Below are 19,704 nucleotides of genomic sequence, written 5' to 3'. Positions count from 1 at the left end.
CTGCTTCTGACGCAAGGCTACACGGCTGATCCTATTCCGGTGACGCCCCCGCGATGCTCTGGTCGTAGTCGACCAGCGACCCGGTCATGACGCCGGACTGCGGGCTGATCATATAGCTGATCAATCGGGCAAGTTGCGCCGGCTTCACCAATTGGCCCATCGGCTGCGCGGCCTCGGCTTTTTCAAGCCAGTCGTCCGGCGCGTCATGCCATTTCTTCTGCACGATTGCCTCGCCCTCGGTGTCCATCCAGCCGGGCAGCACCGCGTTGCAGCGGATGCGATTGCCGCGATGGGCATTGGCGACATTCTTGGTCAGCGTCGCCAGCGCTCCCTTGCTCGATGAATAGGGCGCCAGGAACGACTGGCCGCAATGCGCCGACATCGACAGTACGTTGACGATCGAGCCCGGTGCCTGGCGCGCCAGCAGATGCGCCACCACGCCCTGCATCAGAAAAAACGGCCCGCGCACATTGGTCTGGAATATCTGGTCGAATAGATCCTCTGAGGTCTCGACCAGTGAGCCGCGAGCCGAGGTGGCGGCGGCGTTGACCAGCGCGTTGACGGTGCCGCAATGGCCAATCGCCGTTTCGACCGCACGCTTGCAGTCGGCCACTTTTGAGACATCGGCGCTGATGAAGATGGCATCGACGCCTGCCCCCTTGAGGATGGCGACAGCCTTGTCGCCCTTCTCCTTCGAGCGGCCGATCAGCGCTAGCGCCCGGCAGCCCTCATCGGCCAGCGCTTCGGCGACGGCAAAGCCGATGCCTTGTGCGCCGCCGGTGACGATGGCGCGTGTTTCGGAATTGCGACCGGCTGAACCGTTCATCGCCTTGCTCCTGTGCTTGATAGTCAGATTGTTTTGTCGAGGCGGACGGTCTTGCCTTCCTTGGCCGATTTCAGCGCCGCATCTGCCAGCCTGAGCGCCACCAGCCCGTCCTTGCCGCTCGGCGCCGCCTTCTTGCCTGACGTCGCTGCCGCGATGAAGGCAGCGATCTCGTTGGCATAAGCGTCGAGATAACGAGTCATGAAGAAATCGTGCAGCGGCGGCCGCGTATAGCCTTTCTCATTGGCGAGTTCGATCGACACCGGCCGCTGGTTCTCGGCCGCAATCATGCCTTTCGAGCCATGCACCTCGATGCGTTGGTCGTAGCCATAGGTGGCTCGGCGCGAGTTGGAGATGACGCATTGCTTGCCGGAGGCAGTTTCGAGGATGATGCTGACGCTGTCGAAGTCGCCGGCCTCGCCGATCTTTTTGTCGACCAGCACCGAAGCGTGCGCGCTGACCGCCACCGGCTCCTCGCCGAGCAGGAAGCGCGCCATGTCGAAATCATGGATGGTCATGTCGCGGAAGATGCCGCCCGAGCGGCCGATATAGTCGAGCGGCGGTGGACCGGGATCGCGCGAGGTGATGGTCACCATTTCGACTGTGCCAATCGCACCGTCGTCGATCGTCTTGCGCACGGCGGCAAAATGCGGATCGAAGCGGCGGTTGAAGCCGACCATCAGGGTGGCGCCGGCCTTGTCGACGACGGCCAGGCATTGTTCCACCCTGCCGGCGTCGAGATCGATCGGCTTCTCGCAGAAGATCGCCTTGCCCGCCCTGGCGAAGCGTTCGATCAGATCGGCATGGGTGTCGGTCGGCGTGCAGATGACGACCGCATCGATATCGCTGGCAGTTTCGATGGCATCGATGCTGCGCACTTCGGCGCCATAGGCAGAGGCCAAATCGGTCGCCGCCTTCTCGAAGGCGTCGGCAACCGCAACCAGCCTGGCCTGCGGGTTGGAGCCCACCGCACGGGCGTGGACCTTGCCGATACGGCCGGCACCGAGAAGAGCAAAGCGAAGCATGAAGAATTTCCTTTGAGAATGGTTGGAAAGAGAAGGCGTGTCAGCCCCCGTAACACGACGTTGGCCTTACGCCGCAAGTTCCGCCTGCCCGGTCTTGGCGCCGGTGATGTAGGAGACGATATCGTTGCCATCGGTATCTTGCTTGCGCAAATTGGCGACGATGCGGCCGCGCCGGAAAACGACGATGCGGTCGACCAGATCGAACACCTGACGCATGTTGTGAGAGATCAGGATCAGCGGCTCGCCATTTTCCTTCAGCGTGCGGATGATATTTTCGACCTGCATCGTCTCCTGCACGCCGAGCGCCGCCGTCGGCTCATCCATGATGATGAGCTTGGAAGCAAAGGTCGCGGTCCTGGCGATCGCCACGCACTGGCGCTGGCCGCCCGACATGTGCCGAATGGTGTTGGAAAGGTTCGGGATCTTGACGGCGGTGCGGACTAACGCCGCCTCGGTCGCCTTGCGCATGAACTTGCGATCGAGGATCGAGAAGGGCCCGAGATTGAAAAGCACCCTCTCGCGGCCGAGGAACAGGTTCGACGGCACGTCGAGGTCGTCGGCGAGCGCCAGGTTCTGGAACACCGTCTCGATGCCCGCCTCGCGGGCTTCGATCGGCCCGGCGAAATTCACTTCCTTGCCGTCGAACCACATCCTGCCGCTGGTTCGCTGCTCGACGCCGGTGATCTGGCGCACGAAGGTCGATTTGCCGGCACCGTTGTCGCCCATGATGGCGACATGCTCGCGCTTGCGCAGCTCGAAGTTGGCACCCTCCAGCGCATGGACGCCGCCATAGTACTTGGTCAGGTTTTCGGTTTTCAGGACGATGTCCGACATGATCAAGCCCTCATTGCCCGCAGGCGTTGGCGCCACTGGTCGAGAACGACTGCGCCGACGATGATCACGCCCTTGACCATCTCCTGATAATAGGCGTCGAGGCGCAAAAAGGTGAAGCCGGAGATGATGACGCCGAAGATCAGCGAGCCGATCACCGTCCCGATAATCGAGCCGCGGCCGCCCGACAGCGACACGCCACCGATGACCGCCATGGCGATCGCATCGAGCTCGTACATCACACCCATGCCGGCCTGGGCAGTGAGATTCTTCGAGCTCAACACCACGGCGGCGAGCGCGGCAAGGATGCCGGCAATGACGTAGACGAGGATCTTGTGGTTGGCGATGTTGATGCCGGACATGCGCGCGGCATCCTCATTGGAGCCGATTGCATAACAGTGCTTGCCATATTTGGTGTAGCTCAGGATCAGCTGGAACAGCACCGCCAGCGAAATGAAAATGATGACCGGCATCAGCCCCTTGCCGATGGCGGCGAAACTCTCGGTCGGAAACGAGATCGGCTGCCCCTTCGACCACCATTTGGCGATGCCGCGCGCGGTGACCATCATGCCAAGCGTGGCGATGAACGGCGGGATGCGCGTGTAGGCGATCAAGGCACCGTTGACCAGGCCGGCCAGCAGGCCGCAGCCGATTGCGACGAGCACCGGCACGATCACCGGCAGGTCGGTCCAGCCCTGGGCAATGAACATCGCCTTGGGGTTCGGGTTGCCGTTGACCGTCGCCACTTGGGCGAAGCTCATGGCTATCATCGCCGTGGCGCCGACGATCGAGCCCGAGGACAGGTCGATGCCGCCGGTAATGATCACCTGCGTCACGCCGATGGCAATGATGCCGACGATCGACACCTGCAGGATGATGATCTGCAGGCGCGCTTCGTTGAAGATCGCATCGATATTGTCGCGGGTATTGAACAGGAAGCTGTCGCCCAGGAAAACCCGGCCGATCAGCTCGAAAGCGCCGACCAGGATGACGAGCGCCAGGAAGACGTTGAATTCGGCCGGCCATGCGCGCCGCTTCGCATCATAGCTGAGCCCGCCGACGCCGTGAGATGTCTGTGCCAATCGTGCTTCCTCCGTCAGCCACGGTCTCCACTCGGCGCTGTTCAGGCCGAGGGGGAAAAAGCGGAGCGGCGCTGTCTTACTTTGGCGCGCCGCTCCGTATCGGACAGGTCCGCCTCAGTTCTTCTTCAGGAACTTGTCGATATTTGCCGGCGTGACCAGCTGGAACGGGATGTAGACCTTGTGCTCGACCTTCTCGCCCTTCGCTAGCTTGAGCGCAGCATCAAGCGCGCCAGCGCCCTGGCCGGCTGCGTCCTGGAACACCGTCGCATCGAGGTCGCCCGCCTGCATCGCCGCTAGCGCGTCCTGGGTAGCGTCGACGCCGCCGACGACAACCGACTTCATGTCGATATTGGCGGCCTTCATCGCCTGGATAGCGCCGATGGCGCTCTCGTCATTGTTGGCGATGACGCCGTCGAACGGCTTGCCGGTCGACAGCCAGTTGGTCATCAGGTTCTGCGCTTCTTCGCGCTTCCAGTTCGACGTCTGCTTGTCGATGATCTTGATGAAGCTGCAATCCGGCGTGGCAATCACATCATCGATGTCCTTGGTGCGCTGCACCGCGGCCTGGTTCGACAGCTCGCCCATGATCACATAGACATTGGCCTCTTTCTTGCCGGCTTCCTTGAACAGGCGGCAGACCTCCTTGGTCTCGAGCGTGCCAGAGTCGGCTTCGTTCGAGGCGACGAAAGCCTGGTTTTCCGGCAGCGTGTCGACGTTGACCGGCTCGCGATTGACATAGACCAGCGGAATTTTGGCAGCGGCGGCTGCGTCCGACATCGCCTGGGTGGCCGAGGTGTCGACCGGGTTGACGATGATTGCGTCGACGCCCGAGGCGGCGAAGTTCTTGATCTGGTCGAGCTGCTTGGCAACGTCGTTCTGCGCGTCCTCCACCTGCAGCTCGACGCCGTCCATGCCCTTGGCCTGCTCGATCATGCCGTTGCGCAGCACGGTGAGAAAATTGTCGTCGAACAACGCCATCGACACGCCGATCTTGGCAGCAAAGGCGGACGAACTCATCAGCGCCGCGAACGCGACGCCCAAAAGCAGTTTTTTCATTTTATTTCTCCTCCACATTGGTGTCCGGCTGCACCGATCTACCCGGAATCCCCGATCTCGCAGGGAATTCTCTCCCGATTGCCATTTTAGTTCCGGAGGCATTTGCCTGAAACAGATCTTCCGGAACGAAAGAACCAAAATGTTCAGTTGGTGAAATATTTATTCCATTTCGCGTGGGCGTCAAGCGAGATTTCGCCATGAGGAATGGATTTTCGGCATTTCGAGCTCTTTTAGACGAACGCTCAGGCAAGCCAGGCCTGAAAGCGTTCTGATAGATTACATCATTTCTGCCGCCAAATGACCGCGACGTCAGATGTTTTCCGGCAGATAAACGTCGAAGGGCAGAAAGGTCTGACCCGGCGCATTCGCGGCGCCGGTCTCGATGGCATGCGCCATCAGCCCGACAAGCTCGCGGCAAAGCGGTGCCAGAGGCGTCGAGATCACCATCGTCAGCAAATTATCCGCCAGCGCCGCGCGGGAGTCAGGCGTGATCTCGTTGCAGACGACCGCTGGCATCTCTGCCGGCTTTGCCTCCCTCAGCGCCGAGATCGCGCCTTCCATGCCGCCACCGGCGACATAGCAGCCGGCAAGATCGGGGTGGCGGGCCAGAAGCTCGATCATTGCATCATGCGTGATCTGGTTCGCTTCCAGATTGACCAACGTCTCAAGGAGAGTGAATTCCGGCGCTTGCTCGCGAAAAAAGGAGCGAAAACCGATCTCGCGAAGCTCGTGGCCGTGGAAGCGATGGCTGCCGACGAAGAGGGCGACCTTGCCAGGTCTCGTCGCGGCCTTCGAGATCATCCAGGCAGCGGTGCGGCCGACCTTGCGATTGTCGAGGCCGACATAGCCCTCGCGAATACCGGACGCAAAGTCGGAAAGCAGGGAAAACACCGGTACGCCATTAGCTTTGAGCGCCTCGACGGCGACCGTCAGCGTCGGGTGATCAGGCCCGACCAGGGCGACGGCCCTGGATTTGGCGGCCAGCTTGCGCATCCGCTCGACGATCTCGTCCGGCGCCAGCGAAGCGGCAAAGTCGATGGTCGCCACGCCGCGAAAGCGCGGCGACTGCGATACCGCCAGTTCAAGCTCGCGGGCAAATTCTCTGTAGAAGACGTCCTCCCGCCGCAGCAGCAGGAACCCGAGCCGGTATTCGGGCAATTCATGGCGCATCCGCTGCTTGATCAGCCCGGCCGCGTGATAGCCGATACTGGTCGCGGCTTCATAGACGCGGCGCGCGGTTTCCTCGCGCACCGGCAAGCGGTTGTTCAGCACCCGGTCGACGGTGGCAACGCTGACCCCCGAAATGCGTGCCAGGTCGGTGATCGTCGGCCGTTTCGCCATCGCTGCCTCGCTCCAATTATCCGATTCTTTTAAACCATTCTGATAGAAAATGATAGAAACTATCTTTGTGATATTGAGCCTATCAGGGCCCGGCGCTATTTTGAACATGGCAGAACACAATCGAGGCCTCCGCCATGGTGGATATTGGGCTCCAAACCGGGAACGTAACCTCCGCAGCGGCGTCCCGACGCGACTACAGCCTGATCGGCCGCGACGCGAAGCTTGCCGTCGAGAGCGGGCTGGCGGCGGCCGAGTGGTACCATACCGACGTGCCGCGCAAGCAGATGAAGGAACTGATGCAGCGTTCCGACGGCCCGGCGATCCGCGATACCATCATCTGGCTCGGTGCCATGATCCTCAGCGGCGCCGGCGCCGCCTGGTTCTGGGGCAGTTGGTGGTGCGTGCCGTTCTTCTTCGTCTACGGCGTCCTCTACGGTTCCTCCACCGATTCACGCTGGCACGAATGTGGCCACGGCACCGCCTTCCGGACGCAGTGGATGAACGACGTGGTCTATCAGATCGCCTGCTTCATGATCATGCGCAACCCGGTGACCTGGCGCTGGAGCCACACGCGCCACCATACCGATACCATCATCGTCGGCCGCGATCCGGAGATCTCCGTCATGCGCCCGCCCGATCTGCTGCGCGTCCTGCTCAATTTCGTCGGCATTCTCGATGCCTGGCACGCGATGAGCGACATGCTTCGCAATGCGGCCGGCATCATCAGCCCGGCCGAAAGAACCTTCATTCCCGACCAGGAGCGGCCGAAGGCAATCCGCATTGCTCGCATCTGGACGGCGATCTATGCCGCGACCGTCGCGCTGGCGCTTCATACCGGCTCGTTCCTGCCGCTGATGCTGGTCGGTCTGCCCAGGCTTTACGGTGCCTGGCATCATGTCATGGTCGGCCTGCTGCAGCATGGCGGCCTGGCTGAAAACGTCACCGATCACCGGCTCAACAGCCGCACGGTCTACATGAACCCGATAAGCCGTTTCATCTACTGGAACATGAACTACCACGTCGAGCATCACATGTTCCCCATGGTGCCCTATCATGCGCTGCCCAGGCTGCATGAGCTGATCAAGCACGATCTGCCGGCGCCGACGCCGTCCATCCTGGCCGGCTATCGCGAGATGATACCGGCTTTCCTGCGCCAGCTGCGCAATGAGGATTATTTCATCAAGCGCGAACTGCCGCCGACGGCGAGGCCCTATCGCGAGGATTTCCACAACGATAACGCTGCTGTTGCGGTGGCTGCTGAATGACAAGCCTACGCCGGGGCACCAAGAATCGGGGAAGGCGCAAATGAGCGACTGGGTCGAGGCTTGTGACGCCGAGGACATCGACGAGGAGGATGTGATGCGGTTCGACCATGGCGGTCGCACCTTCGCCATCTACCGCAGCCCCGAGGACGGGTATTTCGCCACCGACGGGCTTTGCACGCATGAGAAGGTGCATCTGGCCGACGGGCTGGTGATGGACGATATCATCGAATGCCCGAAGCATAATGGCCGCTTCAATTACAAGACTGGGGCTGCCAGGGGCGCGCCGGTCTGCGTCGATCTCAGGACCTATCCGGTCAAAGTCGACGCCGGCAAAGTCCTTGTCCGGATCGGTTGATGATGACGAAGGGAATGGTCATCATTGGCGCCGGCGAATGCGGCGGGCGCGCCGCCCTTGCGCTGCGCGAGCTCGGCTATGATGGCCCGGTGACGTTGGTCGGCGACGAGCCGCATCTGCCCTATGAGCGGCCACCGCTGTCGAAAGACGCGATGGTCGCCGACGCGCCCCTGATCAAGGCGATCGCCAGTGAGGCGGTCCTGGCCGAAAGATCGATCAGGCATATCCATTCGGTTCAGGCGATGGCGATCGACCGCGTGGCGCATGTCGTGCGCCTGTCGGACGGCTCGGTCCTGGCCTACGACAAGCTCCTGCTGGCGACAGGGTCGCTGCCGCGCAAGCTGCCGATTCCGGGCCTTGGCGGGCGCTGCGTCTATCTGCGGACCTTCAACGACGCACTGGCCATTCGCGCTCATCTCAGCGCCGGAAATCGCGTCGCCATCATCGGCGGCGGCTTCATCGGGCTCGAGCTCGCCACGGCGGCACGCAGGCTCGGCGCCACTGTTGCCGTTATCGAGGCGCAGCCGCGCATTCTGATGCGCGGCGTGCCGGCCGAGATCGCGCAGGTTATCCATCAGGCGCATGAAGCCGAAGGCGTAAAAATCCTGTGCGGCGAGGGCATCGACGCCATTGCCGATGACGGCGCCGAAGTGCGCATCGTGCTTGCCGGTGGACACGACATTGTCGCCGATCTTGCCGTGATCGGCATCGGCGCCGTGCCGGTGACCGGACTTGCCGCGGAGGCAGGGCTGACGATTGACAATGGTATCGCCGTCGACGCCGAGCTTCGCACCAGCGCCCCGGACATCTTTGCCGCCGGCGATTGCTGCTCGTTTCCGCTCGCCATCTATGGCGGCCGGCGCGTGCGGCTGGAAGCCTGGCGCAATGCGCAGGAGCAGGGCGCGCTTGCGGCCAGGAACATGCTTGGCGCCGGCGAGGCCCACGCGGCGGTGCCATGGTTCTGGTCGGATCAGTACGGCCTGACCTTGCAGATCGCCGGCCTGTCGGACGAAGGCCGCAGCATTGTGCGTCGCGAGCTCGGCGACGGCGCCTTCATTCTGTTCCATCTCGCCGAGGACGGCAGGCTGGTTGCGGCAAGTGGCATCGGCCCCGGCAACGCGGTCGCCCGCGACATAAGGCTGGCCGAGATGCTGATCGCGAAAAGGGCAAAGCCGGCGCCGGAAGCGCTAGGCTCGCAAACGATCAAGCTGAAGTCGCTGCTGGCGACATGAGCCAGCGCGGGTTCCAGAGCCATTTGAAAGAACTTGCGGAGCGCTTGCCGTTCTGGTGGTGACAATCCTGCACCTGATGGCGGGAGACGACCCTGACCGGTCGTTCCTGCCCGCGATGGAAACGTCTCATGAGGGTTGGAACGGGGTCGTTCGCGCGACTTTGCGCCGAAAGGTTGCCATGAGGCGAATGATCCGATCTCGATCCCAGATGTCAGCTAAGCGCTTGCCGTCACGGCCGAGACGACCCCTTCCAGCCAACCGAGTTTCAGATGTAACCGAATTTCCTCCTTCTGAAATCGCAGCGCGACCCTCTCTCCTCAGTAGACGGGCTGACCACAGCCCGCCGCCCTGCCCGTATACGGCCGGGGCTCTGTGAAAAGAGGCTATCATGACGCCTCCAGTCCAGTGTGTTCTCCGTGTTATGCACCTGGTCATCGCCCGATCCCTTAGGGCCGCAGCGCAACGGCGTGAGCTGGCTCAACTTAGCGACCGCCAGCTACGCGATGCCGGAATCGATCCCGCATTGGCAGGCCGTGGCAAGGCGGCCGCCGTCGATAGAACCAGCCTGCTTCGACTGCCGACCCTGTCGTCCGGCTGAGCGAGTTGATAGAGGAGCTAGCGATGGCCGGTCTCTCCACCGCGATCGGCGCAGAAGTCGGAGAGGTGTGCCTGCTCGGGGCAATGTTCGCTGGACTGATCCTCATCTCAGCTCCGAGAACGCGCTTCGTTCAGAGTCCGATCTCTGACTTGCCGGGCGCTCAGCGTCCGGTCGTCTTTCAAAGCAGTTCCAGGCGCCGAACTGGACGCTTTGAGATCGTCGGAACTGAACTCGACCTTCCCGGCATATCCCGGCCGAGCGATGGAACCCGCGCAAGCTACTTACAACGTCCGAGCCACCCTTGAGCGATCGCTCACGCCTTCAGTCGCGTATAGACGGCGCGCGTTGCCAGTGTTTCTTGCTGTCCGGGACGCGTGAAATAGAGCTCAATGATGTGGCGATCGTTGTTCTCGATTTTGATTACAGTGCGCATGCCGACCTGCTTGCCGACTGTTTCTTCGCCCGCCACGCCCTGGTCGGTAAAGGTGCCGGACATGCTGATCGGCCTTTGATCCCCCGAATTAGGGACGCCTTTAAAATACATCATGGTTGTGTTGACAGGATCGATCGTGACCCACTCGTAACGTCCGTCCATGATGCTGTAGCCGAGCCATCCTTTGCGCCAGACCGGCGCTCCATCCAGCGTTCCCTCCATTATGTCTTCGATGTAACGGCCGCCCGCCAACCACTGACGATGGCTAATGAGATCGTCCGTCACGAGCGGCGGCTGATCGGGGCTACGGCCGAGTGTGCCGTAGAAGCTCATCTGGACGCGCCAGGTGCCGATCATTGGCGCCAGGACCTCATGCCCCGGGCCCGGCAATCCACGGCGAAGCCAATTCGGCAACTCCGACTGGGTCGGGGGCTCGGCTGCAGCCGAGCTGCCTTGAGCCAATGCGCCGAAAGGAATGGGGAGGACGAACGCAACGACGAATAGGGCAACGTGTAGTGTCTTGATCATACTTTATCTCCAGCTCATCGCTCGCCCGGGAATTGCTATGACGCGCTCAGTTGGGGCAATCGTTGCGAATTTTGTCGGGTGAACTCGTGGATACTCATCTCATACCTCTCCGTCATTCGATGCTGACCAGCGTTTCACCACCGGAAACTTCGATAACGGCGCCGGTCACGAAGTCATTGGCCATCAGGAAAAGTGCGGCCTTGCCGATATCGTCGATTTTTCCGACGCGTCCTGCCGGGAAGCGCTGACGCACCAGCGCGAAAAACGCCGCGCGCTTCGCCTGCGGCATGCCGGCCCACATTTCGCTGTCTATGACGCCTGGTCGGATTGTGTTGACGCGGATCGGACCGAGTTCGAGCGCAAGGGCTCGCGTCAGCGCCTCCAGACCAGCAAAGGCGACCATCATCATCGATGCGCCCATGCGAGGCTTGGTCACCAAGCCACCGGTCGTGAATGTGATCGAACCACCTTTCGGCATCCTAGGCGCTGCGTGCCGCGCGCAAGACCAACTGCCCAAGAGCTTGCCGTGCAGAACGGCCTGCGCGTTGGCCATCGTCTGGGAGAGGAAGGGACCTCCCGGACTCGGCGGGGTCGCGGTGATGAGAAGGTGGTCGAGCGTCCCTAGTGTTTCGAACATTTGCTCGACCGCTGTATCATCGGTCATGTCCAGCGACTGGAACGTGATCGAACCGTGGACCCTTTGCTCTGCAACCATTCTCACTCAAGGGCGCCGCCCGAGCGCAATGACGTCGGCGCCTGCTTGACAGGCTGCGCGGGCCGCACCCATGCCCATGCCGCTTGTCCCGCCGACGATCACGACACGCTGATTCGAAAGAGACTGCTCGTCACCGTTCATCCTGGATCTCTGCCGCTGGCATACGGACTCAGCATCTCCAGCCACTGCGTCTCCATGTCGCCCGGTTCGAGCTCACCAGCATCTACGACGAAGCTCTGGACATAGGCTTCGCCGAAGTGGCTCTTGAGTGCATCGATACTGCGCCAGACCTCGTAGATAACGATGAGATCGGGGTCGGTCCGATCTCGATGGATGTGGAATTGAAGACAGCTGGCTTCCGATCTCGTCGCTTGGAGATCTTTAAGCATACGGGCGACAAGCGCGGAGCCTTGGCCGGGAGTGGCGCGATGCTTAGCGATAACGCAATAGGGCGTGTCTTCGCCAGCGGTTGGTCGAGGAAGATCAGGCAACGTCAGCGCCATGTGGTACTCCTGCCGGAACGGCCGACCGAAGTGGTTGCGGCCATTGAAATTGGCAGATGCTGGTATGGCGTTGCTATGGCAGAAACGACTGAATATTTGACCGTTTGTCGCGCGTATTTTCCGTATTACACGCGGTCGCAACAGGAGCGTATCTGCGGCTGGTCGAAACAGCCTCGCATGAACCCGATCAGGATTCTGTTCCGCTCACACGCAGCCCTGAATCTCGGATAGCGCCGGGTGAGACACCCATGAAGCGTTTGAACGCCCTGCTGAAGGACGCATCGGACTCATATCCCAACTCCGATGCGATCTGTGACTGCGACATATATCCGTTACGCAACCAGGATGCCGCCAGCCGAAGCCTCCATTGCAGGAGATAGCGGGCGGGGGATACCGACAACAGGCTCTTGAACCGCTGCGAGAACCTCGATCGCGACAGCCCGGACAATGCAGCCAGGCGATCGACTGGCCAGTCTTCCCCAGGGGAGCGATGGATTCTTGCAAGCGCCGACCCGATTTGTGGATCCTGCACGGCCGCCAGCCAACCAGTCAGATCGTCGGAACATGTCTCGACCCAGGTTCTGATTACTTGCGTCATGGCAATATCGGCAAGGCGCGCCATTATCGTTGCCGAGCCGATTCTTTGCCCTTCAGCCTCGCGCGCCATCATCGCAATGAGGCTTGGTAGGTCAGTATCGCCATGCTCGGCATGCCGGATGTGCATCACAGAAGGTAGCAGTTCCAGCAGCGGATTTGCTGTCGGGCCCTCAAAGCCGATCGTACAGCATGCGATCAACGATCGCGCGCCGCCGCCGCCAGACTTCAACTCGTAAGTTCCGTTCCCGATCAACGCTGGTTTGACATCGGCGAGCGGCAAGGTTCGCCGTTTTGGCCGATCGGACATAGTGTGCTCTGTTCCGTGGGGAAGAAGAAGCACATCGCCGTTTTCGAGCAGCAGCGGCGGCAAGCCCTTGGCTTGTATCCAGCAATGACCCTCGAGCATCGCATGAAAACGTACACCCTCCCTGAACGGCACGGCGATGCCCCAGGGCGCCGTCAACTCGCTGCGGCCATATCTCGCATGGGCAAGGCGTAGATCGCGCAGCACCTCGCTCAACAAATCATTCTCGGCCGGCTGGTAGCCCATCGTTGCACGCCCTAAACCGGGCCGATCAATGGACCTAAGCGGATCACTCATCTGCACTCCTTTGCCCCAACTTCGCATACGCTTATGCATCCCGTTACCTCTCTTAGTAGGCAACCGAACGGAGACCTATTACGGATCCAGATTCCGCAAGAGATCTGACAATGGAAATGGGATTCTGCTGGCGGCGTTCGCTTAGGGATGCGCCGGACTTTTTTCAACAATATCCACCCCTTGCTGCCCATCAGATCGCGCGCGCGACAAAGCTGTTCCCCAGCCGGGGGCGATCCCTTGAAAGGATCGACGGGTTCGAAGCCACAGAGTTCAAGCAGATAGGCGATTTCCTGGCGCAGGCTCCACCGCAGACCTTCACCGCTAAAACAGCGCCTTCAGCTCCGGCAGCTTGTCGTTGACTAGCCAGCCATAGTAATTTTCCTCAGGCAGCTTTTCCGGCTCGCCCGCAGCGCGGCGCTTGTCGTTCTCGGCCTTCAGCGCATAGGCACGCTGTTCCGGATTGCCGACATTGTAGAGCGTCGACGTGATGCCGGGATTGCCTGAGATGTCGAAGCCGGCAATGCTTTTATAGGCGTCGATCGACTTCCGGATCGTTGCCGCGACATAAGGCAGGGTCAGGTCAGGATCCATGATGGTCTTGTAGACCGCGTTCGGGTCGCCGACGTCGAGCTCCGGCAGGCCGGAAACCTTGTGCACGAGATCGCTCATCTGCAGTGCCGTCAGCGGATTGAGCTGGCCAAGACCAAAAGTCTGGCCGGCATAATAGGGCTGGAAGAAAGTCGCGCCGAAGCGGTCGTTGGGAAAGCTCTCGCCGTTGACGGTCTTGCCGCGGAACGACCGGTTCCACACCTGCTCGCGGCATTCCCAGAGTTCGTAACTGTCCGATTTGCCCGCGCACTTGGCAAATTGCGGCCGTTGCACGAAATCGGTGATGTCTTCGCCTTCATAGGCGAAGGAGAGTTTGCTCGACAGATACGAGATCGCCTTGACGTAGTAGGTCTGCAGCCGGTCGTAGGCATCGACATTGTAGGTGTGCTCGCCGACGATGGCGCCGACGATATGCATCGGGTCGATGCCATAGGCCGCGGCTGCCTGCATGATCTTGCCACGCAGCTCGGCATCGTTCTGGAGCAGCGCAAACACTTTGCGGTATTTCGCCTGGAAGGTGGTGTTGGTCGCCTGGGTGCGCCGGCTGGATGCGCCCGGTATGTCGGGCTGCTCGGTGTTGCGGTTGCCGGGCGGCACCATGGTTGCCGCTTGCGCGGCGAACATGGCTGCCGCCAGCGTCAGCCCGAGAATGACGAGGATCAGTTTTTTCATGCGCCGCCGCCCAAATAGTCGCCGGGCAAACTAGGTAATGCTCCAACGGGAGTCGAGAGACGCCTGCACCCGACGGGACGAAAGCTCGCCGGATGCTTCCATTTGGCCACACATCGGAAATGCCGGGCTGAATTTGGCGGAGACCGGGAGCAATTCCCCGGCCTCTTTGAGGATGAAGCGTCTCCTACAGGATGAAACGCGACAAATCCGTGTTTCTGGAGAGGTCGCCGACATGCTTCTCCACATAGGCGGCATCGACGGTCACGGAGGTGCCGTTGCGGTCCGGTGCGTCATAGGAGATCTCGTCCAGCACCCGTTCCATCACCGTCTGCAGCCGCCTGGCGCCGATGTTCTCGACGCTGGCGTTGAGGTCAACAGCGATGCCGGCCAACGAGTCGATCGCGTCATCGGTGAAGACCAGGTCGACTCCCTCGGTCTTCATCAGTGCGATATACTGCTTGATCAGGCTGGCTTCGGTCTCGGTGAGGATGCGGACGAAATCGTCCTTCTCCAGCGCCCGCAGCTCGACACGGATCGGCAGGCGGCCCTGCAATTCCGGCAGCAAGTCGGATGGCTTGGCGACGTGGAACGCACCTGAAGCGATGAACAGGATGTGGTCGGTCTTCACCGGTCCGTATTTGGTCGCAACCGTGGTGCCTTCGACCAGCGGCAGCAGGTCGCGCTGCACGCCCTCGCGCGAAACACCGGCACCGATGCCGCCTTCGCGCGAGGCGATCTTGTCGATCTCGTCGAGGAAGACAATGCCGTCATTCTCGGTCGATTCGAGTGCCCTGCGCACCACCTCGTCCTGGTCGAGCAACTTGTCGGACTCGTCGCTGATCAACAGCCCGTAGGACTCTTTAACGGTCGTCTTGCGCATCTTGGTTTTCTTGCCGCCCATCGCTTTCGACAGCATGTCGTTGATGTTGAGCACGCCGATATTGGCGCCCGGCATGCCGGGGATCTCGAAGCCGGGCATGCCGCCATTGCCGGTATCGGCCACTTCGATCTCGATCTCCTTGTCGTCAAGCTCGCCGTCGCGCAGCTTCTTGCGGAAACTGTCACGGGTGGCCGGACTCGCCGTCTTGCCGACGAGCGCTTCAAGCACCCTTTCCTCGGCGTTGATGTGGGCACGCGCCTCGACGTCCTCACGCATCTTCTCGCGCACCAGCCCGATGGCGATCTCGACCAGATCGCGGATGATCTGCTCGACATCGCGGCCGACATAGCCGACCTCCGTAAACTTGGTGGCTTCGACCTTGACGAAAGGCGCACCGGCAAGGCGCGCCAAGCGGCGAGAAATCTCGGTCTTGCCGACACCGGTCGGGCCGATCATCAGGATGTTCTTCGGCATCACCTCTTCGCGCATCTGGCCCTCGAGCTGCTGGCGGCGCCAGCGGTTGCGCAAGGCAATCGCCACGGCACGCTTGGCGTCTTTCTGGCCGATGATGAAGCGGTCGAGTTCCGAAACGATTTCGCGGGGAGAGAAGGTGCTCATGTCACTAAATTCCACTTTGCCACTGCCGAATGGACTCGAACGGATGCAGCAGCATGATCACGTTGAGTGTCAGATTGTCCCGGATGAGATAGCCGACACCGAATTCGAAGATGAGGGCGAGGGTTACGATCACCCATATAGGAAGCCTTCGCGCCATGACAAACCCCAGCACCATGGCCAGCGTGTCCGACACCGAATTGATGACGCTGTCGCCATAATAGTCGAGCGAGATCGTGCCGGCGCGATAGCGATCGATGATGAAAGGGCTGTTCTCGAGCAGCTCCCAGCCGCCCTCTATCACCACCGCAAAGGCCAGCCTGAGCCCGAGCGGCGAGCGCGGGAAAAGAAACCACGCCAGCGCATAGAACAGGAAGCCGTGAATGATGTGCGAGAAGCTGTACCAGTCGGAGATATGCTGGGAATTCTCGGAGCTCTGCACGATGCCGTGCCACAGCTTGACGTAGCCGCAGGTGCAAATCGGCGTCCGCCCCATGCCGTAGAGGACCCCTGCCTGGAATATGACCAGACCGAGAACCAACAGAAGCCCCATTCGCCAACTGTCTTCGTAGGCCGAGACGGTTTTGTCGCTGGATACGCTCATGCTGCTATTGCCCCTCTTCTGCGTCACCCTGTTCGGCATCACCCTCTGGGGCATCAATCGCCATCAGCACGGCATCGCCATATTCCGACTTCCTGCGATCGATAGCCCTGAAACCGGCTTTTTCATAGGCACGGATAGCCCGTGCATTGGCCGGGTCCGGGTCGATGATGACGCGCGGCGCACCTTCCTCGAAAAGCTGCTCGACGAACTGCCGGACGATCGCCGAGCCGTGGCCGGTCCCGACAAGCTCCGGCACGCCGATCGACAGATCGATGCCGAGCGTGCCGAACGGCTGGTCGCTATAGGGATGACCGTCCTCCAGATGCGGATCGTAGCTCTGCAAATAGCCGATGGGTTTGCCGTCGAGCTCGATAATCAGCGGCTCGACCGAAATGCTGTCGATATGCTCGCGGATCTCCGCGATCTCGGTCTCTGGGTCGTTCCACCATTCGGTGACATGCGGCTCGGCAAGCCAGCCGGCGATCATCGGCAGGTCCCTCTCGGTCACCGGCCGAAAACCGTAGCGGAGGCTCCGCTCAGGCGGCATCGAGGGTTTCGACGACGAAGCTGTTGTTGGTGTAGACGCAAATGTCGGACGCGATCTGCATCGCCTTGCGGGCGATCTCCTCGGCGTCCTTATCGGTATCCATCAGGGCGCGGGCCGCGGCCAGCGCGTAGTTGCCGCCGGAGCCGATGGCCATCACGCCAAATTCGGGCTCCAGCACGTCGCCGGTGCCGGTCAGCGCCAGCGACACCGACCTGTCGGCCACCAGCATCATTGCTTCCAGCCGGCGCAAATAGCGGTCGGTGCGCCAGTCCTTGGCGAGCTCGACGCAGGCGCGTGTCAGCTGGTCGGGATATTGTTCGAGCTTGGCTTCGAGCCGCTCCAGCAGCGTGAAGGCATCGGCGGTGGCGCCGGCGAAGCCGGCAATGACGTTGCCGCCCTTGCCGATGCGGCGCACCTTCTTGGCGTTGCCCTTCATGATGGTCTGGCCGAGGCTGACCTGGCCGTCGCCGGCGATCACCACTTTGCCGCCCTTGCGCACGGTTAGGATGGTCGTGGCATGCATGGTCAGTTCATTAGACATTTTCTGCTCCGGTCAGCACCGATCCCATCAAGGCGATTGGCGCGTTACGAGTGACTTGATCGGCCATATGTATGCATAGGCCAGACGATTGCAAACCGGCCATCCACCGGGCCGGATAGTGCTCCGCAGCGGTAACTGGCAATCGCCGGATCATGCTGCTAGAAGGCTTTCGTTTTCAGGCATGTGAACGCCTGAATCGTGCAAATCTGAGACAAGGATGAGGTCATGGTGCCCCGTTCCGCCGAGATAAGCCGCAAGACCAAGGAAACCGACATCTCCGTGTCGGTTCAGGTCGACGGCTCGGGCAAATCCGACATTTCGACGGGCGTCGGCTTCTTCGACCATATGCTGGACCAGTTATCGCGCCATTCGCTGATCGACATGACGGTGAAGGCCAAGGGCGACCTGCACATAGACGACCACCACACGGTCGAGGATACTGGTATCGCGCTTGGGCAGGCGCTGGCCAAGGCATTGGGCGAGCGGCGCGGCATCATGCGCTATGCTTCGATCGATCTCGCCATGGACGAGACGCTGACGCGGGCGGCGATCGACGTCTCCGGCCGGCCTTTTCTGGTCTGGAATGTTTCGTTCTCATCGCCGAAGATCGGTACGTTCGACACCGAGCTGGTGCGCGAATTCTTCCACGCGCTGGCGCAGAATGCCGGCATCACGCTGCATGTCACCAATCATTACGGCGCCAACAACCACCACATTGCCGAGACCTGCTTCAAGGCCGTGGCGCGTGCGCTGCGTTCGGCGCTCGAGCGCGACCCGCGCCAGCCGGACGCGGTTCCCTCCACCAAGGGATCCCTGAAAGGGTAGCGCCATGGCCATCTATGTCGCGATGGAACCGCCAGGCCGCAGCGAAAGGGTGGACACCACCTTTGTCCGTGACGGCTTTGCCTGGCTCGGCTTCCTATTGCCGCCGCTGTGGCTGGCCTGGCACCGGCTGTGGGTCGAGGCGGCATTGGCCTTTGTCGCCATGGGCCTGCTTTCGATGCTGGGCGAAAGCCTGGGCCTGGAAAGCGCAGGCTCGCTTTTGTCCCTCCTTGTCATGCTCTTTGTCGGACTGGAAGGGCAGGCCCTGCGGATCGCAGCACTGCGCCGCCGTGGCTGGCGTGAATGGGGTGTCGTCGAGGCCGACAGGCTCGACGATGCCGACATTCGCTACGCGTTGGAAACCGATGCGGATTCGAATGCACGGTCCCCCGCACAGCGCATCGTCCCGGACGCAGCACTTGCCCGGCCGACGCCGATGGGCATGGCACTGGGGCTGACCCATATTCCGGGAAAGCGCTGAGATGCGGGTCGCGATCATCGATTACGGGTCGGGCAATCTGCGCTCGGCCACCAAGGCCTTCGAGCGTGCCGCTCATGAAGCCGGCATTGCCGCCGCGATTGAACTCACAGCCGATGCCGAGCGGGTCAGGACCGCCGACCGCATCGTCCTGCCCGGCGTTGGCGCCTATGCCGATTGCGCCGCTGGACTGCGCGCTGTGGCCGGCATGTGGGAAGCGGTCGAGGAGGTCGCGATCGTCAAGGGACGGCCGTTCCTAGGCATCTGCGTCGGCATGCAGCTGATGTCGGAGCGAGGCTTGGAGAAAACGGTTACGAAAGGGTTTGGCTGGATCGCCGGCGACGTCAAGGAGATCACGCCGGCCGATCCGACACTGAAGATCCCGCAGATCGGCTGGAACACGATTGACCTGAAGCGCAAGCATCCGCTGTTTTCCGGCATTGCGACGGGCGGGAAGGGGCTGCACGCCTACTTCGTCCACTCCTACCATCTCGATGCACGGAAGGAGGACGAGGTGCTGGCGGTCGCCGACTACGGTGGCCCGGTGACGGCCGCTGTCGCCCGCGGCAATCTCGCCGGAACGCAATTCCACCCCGAGAAGAGCCAGGCGCTCGGCCTCGCTTTGATCACCAACTTCCTGCAATGGAGGCCCTAGGTCATGAGCAAGAAGGGCTATTGGATGGCGATGGTCGATGTCCGCGACCCCGAGGTCTACAAGCAGTACATCGAGGCCAATGCCGCGGCTTTTGCGAAATACGGCGCGAAGTTTCCCGTGCGCGCCGGACGGTATACCAGCCCGGAAGGGCCGACAGGCAATCGCCACGTGCTGGTGGAATTCGAATCCTACGAGACGGCGATCGCCTGCTACGGCTCGCCTGAATACCAGGAGGCCTTGAAGTACAGGCTCGCCGGCTCGACCGGCCACTTTGTCATCGTCGAAGGCGCCTGAAG

General features: G+C 61.5%; 23 protein-coding genes. 8 read left to right on the top strand and 15 right to left on the bottom strand.

Features of this window, described 5'->3' with window-relative positions:
* Positions 1–31: 31 nt before the first annotated feature.
* The 6 genes from NKH43_RS16120 to NKH43_RS16095 form a co-directional block, all read right to left on the bottom strand.
* Positions 32–826, bottom strand: coding sequence for an SDR family oxidoreductase (locus NKH43_RS16120; RefSeq protein ID WP_352858972.1), 795 nt, complete (start codon positions 824–826; stop codon positions 32–34).
* A gap of 23 nt (positions 827–849) precedes the next feature.
* Positions 850–1,848, bottom strand: a complete 999-nt coding sequence (iolG, locus tag NKH43_RS16115; RefSeq protein WP_352858970.1) for an inositol 2-dehydrogenase — start codon at positions 1,846–1,848, stop codon at positions 850–852.
* A 66-nt stretch (positions 1,849–1,914) separates the two neighbouring features.
* Positions 1,915–2,682: an ATP-binding cassette domain-containing protein gene (locus NKH43_RS16110; protein WP_352858968.1), complete on the bottom strand. Its 768-nt coding sequence runs from the start codon at positions 2,680–2,682 to the stop codon at positions 1,915–1,917.
* 2 nt (positions 2,683–2,684) lie between these two features.
* Positions 2,685–3,761 (bottom strand): ABC transporter permease, encoded by a 1,077-nt coding sequence (locus tag NKH43_RS16105; RefSeq protein ID WP_352495260.1) that lies wholly within the window; start codon positions 3,759–3,761, stop codon positions 2,685–2,687.
* A gap of 114 nt (positions 3,762–3,875) precedes the next feature.
* Complete coding sequence (locus tag NKH43_RS16100; RefSeq protein WP_023718247.1) at positions 3,876–4,817, bottom strand: sugar ABC transporter substrate-binding protein; 942 nt, start codon at positions 4,815–4,817, stop codon at positions 3,876–3,878.
* A gap of 309 nt (positions 4,818–5,126) precedes the next feature.
* Complete coding sequence (locus NKH43_RS16095) at positions 5,127–6,158, bottom strand: LacI family DNA-binding transcriptional regulator (protein WP_352858966.1); 1,032 nt, start codon at positions 6,156–6,158, stop codon at positions 5,127–5,129.
* A gap of 134 nt (positions 6,159–6,292) precedes the next feature.
* Here NKH43_RS16095 and NKH43_RS16090 point away from each other — a divergent pair, with 134 nt between their 5' ends.
* From NKH43_RS16090 to NKH43_RS16075, 4 genes are all read left to right on the top strand, one after another.
* Positions 6,293–7,423: a fatty acid desaturase family protein gene (locus tag NKH43_RS16090; protein WP_352858965.1), complete on the top strand. Its 1,131-nt coding sequence runs from the start codon at positions 6,293–6,295 to the stop codon at positions 7,421–7,423.
* 40 nt (positions 7,424–7,463) lie between these two features.
* Positions 7,464–7,778 (top strand): MocE family 2Fe-2S type ferredoxin, encoded by a 315-nt coding sequence (locus NKH43_RS16085; RefSeq protein ID WP_023718250.1) that lies wholly within the window; start codon positions 7,464–7,466, stop codon positions 7,776–7,778.
* 2 nt (positions 7,779–7,780) lie between these two features.
* Positions 7,781–9,010 carry an NAD(P)/FAD-dependent oxidoreductase gene (locus tag NKH43_RS16080; protein WP_352859007.1) on the top strand — a complete coding sequence of 410 codons (1,230 nt, stop codon included), beginning with the start codon at positions 7,781–7,783 and terminating at the stop codon, positions 9,008–9,010.
* A gap of 388 nt (positions 9,011–9,398) precedes the next feature.
* The gene (locus NKH43_RS16075; protein ID WP_352495259.1) at positions 9,399–9,608 is read left to right on the top strand and encodes a YjiS-like domain-containing protein; all 210 of its coding nucleotides are present in this window, start codon (positions 9,399–9,401) and stop codon (positions 9,606–9,608) included.
* A gap of 313 nt (positions 9,609–9,921) precedes the next feature.
* On the opposite strand, the gene NKH43_RS16070 is transcribed toward NKH43_RS16075, so the two are convergent.
* From NKH43_RS16070 to hslV, 9 genes are all read right to left on the bottom strand, one after another.
* Positions 9,922–10,569 carry a DUF1579 family protein gene (locus NKH43_RS16070; protein ID WP_352495258.1) on the bottom strand — a complete coding sequence of 216 codons (648 nt, stop codon included), beginning with the start codon at positions 10,567–10,569 and terminating at the stop codon, positions 9,922–9,924.
* A gap of 112 nt (positions 10,570–10,681) precedes the next feature.
* A complete protein-coding gene (locus NKH43_RS16065) occupies positions 10,682–11,284 on the bottom strand; it encodes an SDR family oxidoreductase (protein WP_352858962.1) in 603 nt (200 codons plus the stop codon).
* Positions 11,285–11,421: 137 nt separating this feature from the next.
* Positions 11,422–11,787 (bottom strand): putative quinol monooxygenase, encoded by a 366-nt coding sequence (locus tag NKH43_RS16060; RefSeq protein ID WP_023718254.1) that lies wholly within the window; start codon positions 11,785–11,787, stop codon positions 11,422–11,424.
* Positions 11,788–11,974: 187 nt separating this feature from the next.
* Entirely contained in the window at positions 11,975–12,985 is a 1,011-nt protein-coding gene (locus NKH43_RS16055) for an AraC family transcriptional regulator (RefSeq protein WP_352858961.1), read from the bottom strand.
* Between the two features lie 321 nt (positions 12,986–13,306).
* Positions 13,307–14,266, bottom strand: coding sequence for a DUF1402 family protein (locus tag NKH43_RS16050; RefSeq protein WP_023718256.1), 960 nt, complete (start codon positions 14,264–14,266; stop codon positions 13,307–13,309).
* A 184-nt stretch (positions 14,267–14,450) separates the two neighbouring features.
* A complete protein-coding gene (gene hslU, locus NKH43_RS16045; RefSeq protein WP_023718257.1) occupies positions 14,451–15,764 on the bottom strand; it encodes an ATP-dependent protease ATPase subunit HslU in 1,314 nt (437 codons plus the stop codon).
* A gap of 4 nt (positions 15,765–15,768) precedes the next feature.
* Positions 15,769–16,365: a DUF2585 domain-containing protein gene (locus NKH43_RS16040; RefSeq protein WP_352495254.1), complete on the bottom strand. Its 597-nt coding sequence runs from the start codon at positions 16,363–16,365 to the stop codon at positions 15,769–15,771.
* 4 nt (positions 16,366–16,369) lie between these two features.
* Complete coding sequence (locus tag NKH43_RS16035; RefSeq protein ID WP_352495253.1) at positions 16,370–16,912, bottom strand: GNAT family N-acetyltransferase; 543 nt, start codon at positions 16,910–16,912, stop codon at positions 16,370–16,372.
* Positions 16,902–17,453: an ATP-dependent protease subunit HslV gene (gene hslV, locus NKH43_RS16030; RefSeq protein ID WP_023718260.1), complete on the bottom strand. Its 552-nt coding sequence runs from the start codon at positions 17,451–17,453 to the stop codon at positions 16,902–16,904. The genes NKH43_RS16035 and hslV overlap by 11 nt, the downstream gene beginning before the upstream one ends.
* A gap of 225 nt (positions 17,454–17,678) precedes the next feature.
* Here hslV and hisB point away from each other — a divergent pair, with 225 nt between their 5' ends.
* Genes hisB through NKH43_RS16010 form a run of 4 tightly spaced genes read left to right on the top strand, consistent with a single transcriptional unit; the run spans position 17,679 to position 19,702 of the window.
* Positions 17,679–18,278, top strand: a complete 600-nt coding sequence (hisB, locus tag NKH43_RS16025; RefSeq protein WP_023718261.1) for an imidazoleglycerol-phosphate dehydratase HisB — start codon at positions 17,679–17,681, stop codon at positions 18,276–18,278.
* Between the two features lie 4 nt (positions 18,279–18,282).
* Positions 18,283–18,756 carry a DUF2628 domain-containing protein gene (locus NKH43_RS16020; RefSeq protein ID WP_352484489.1) on the top strand — a complete coding sequence of 158 codons (474 nt, stop codon included), beginning with the start codon at positions 18,283–18,285 and terminating at the stop codon, positions 18,754–18,756.
* 1 nt (position 18,757) lies between these two features.
* Positions 18,758–19,408, top strand: a complete 651-nt coding sequence (gene hisH, locus NKH43_RS16015; protein ID WP_352484488.1) for an imidazole glycerol phosphate synthase subunit HisH — start codon at positions 18,758–18,760, stop codon at positions 19,406–19,408.
* A gap of 3 nt (positions 19,409–19,411) precedes the next feature.
* A complete protein-coding gene (locus NKH43_RS16010; RefSeq protein ID WP_352484487.1) occupies positions 19,412–19,702 on the top strand; it encodes a DUF1330 domain-containing protein in 291 nt (96 codons plus the stop codon).
* Positions 19,703–19,704 lie beyond the last annotated feature (2 nt).

The organism is Mesorhizobium sp. M1163, from assembly GCF_040318415.1.
Taxonomy (GTDB): Bacteria; Pseudomonadota; Alphaproteobacteria; order Rhizobiales; family Rhizobiaceae; genus Mesorhizobium.
This window is presented reverse-complemented; position numbering and strand designations above follow the sequence as displayed.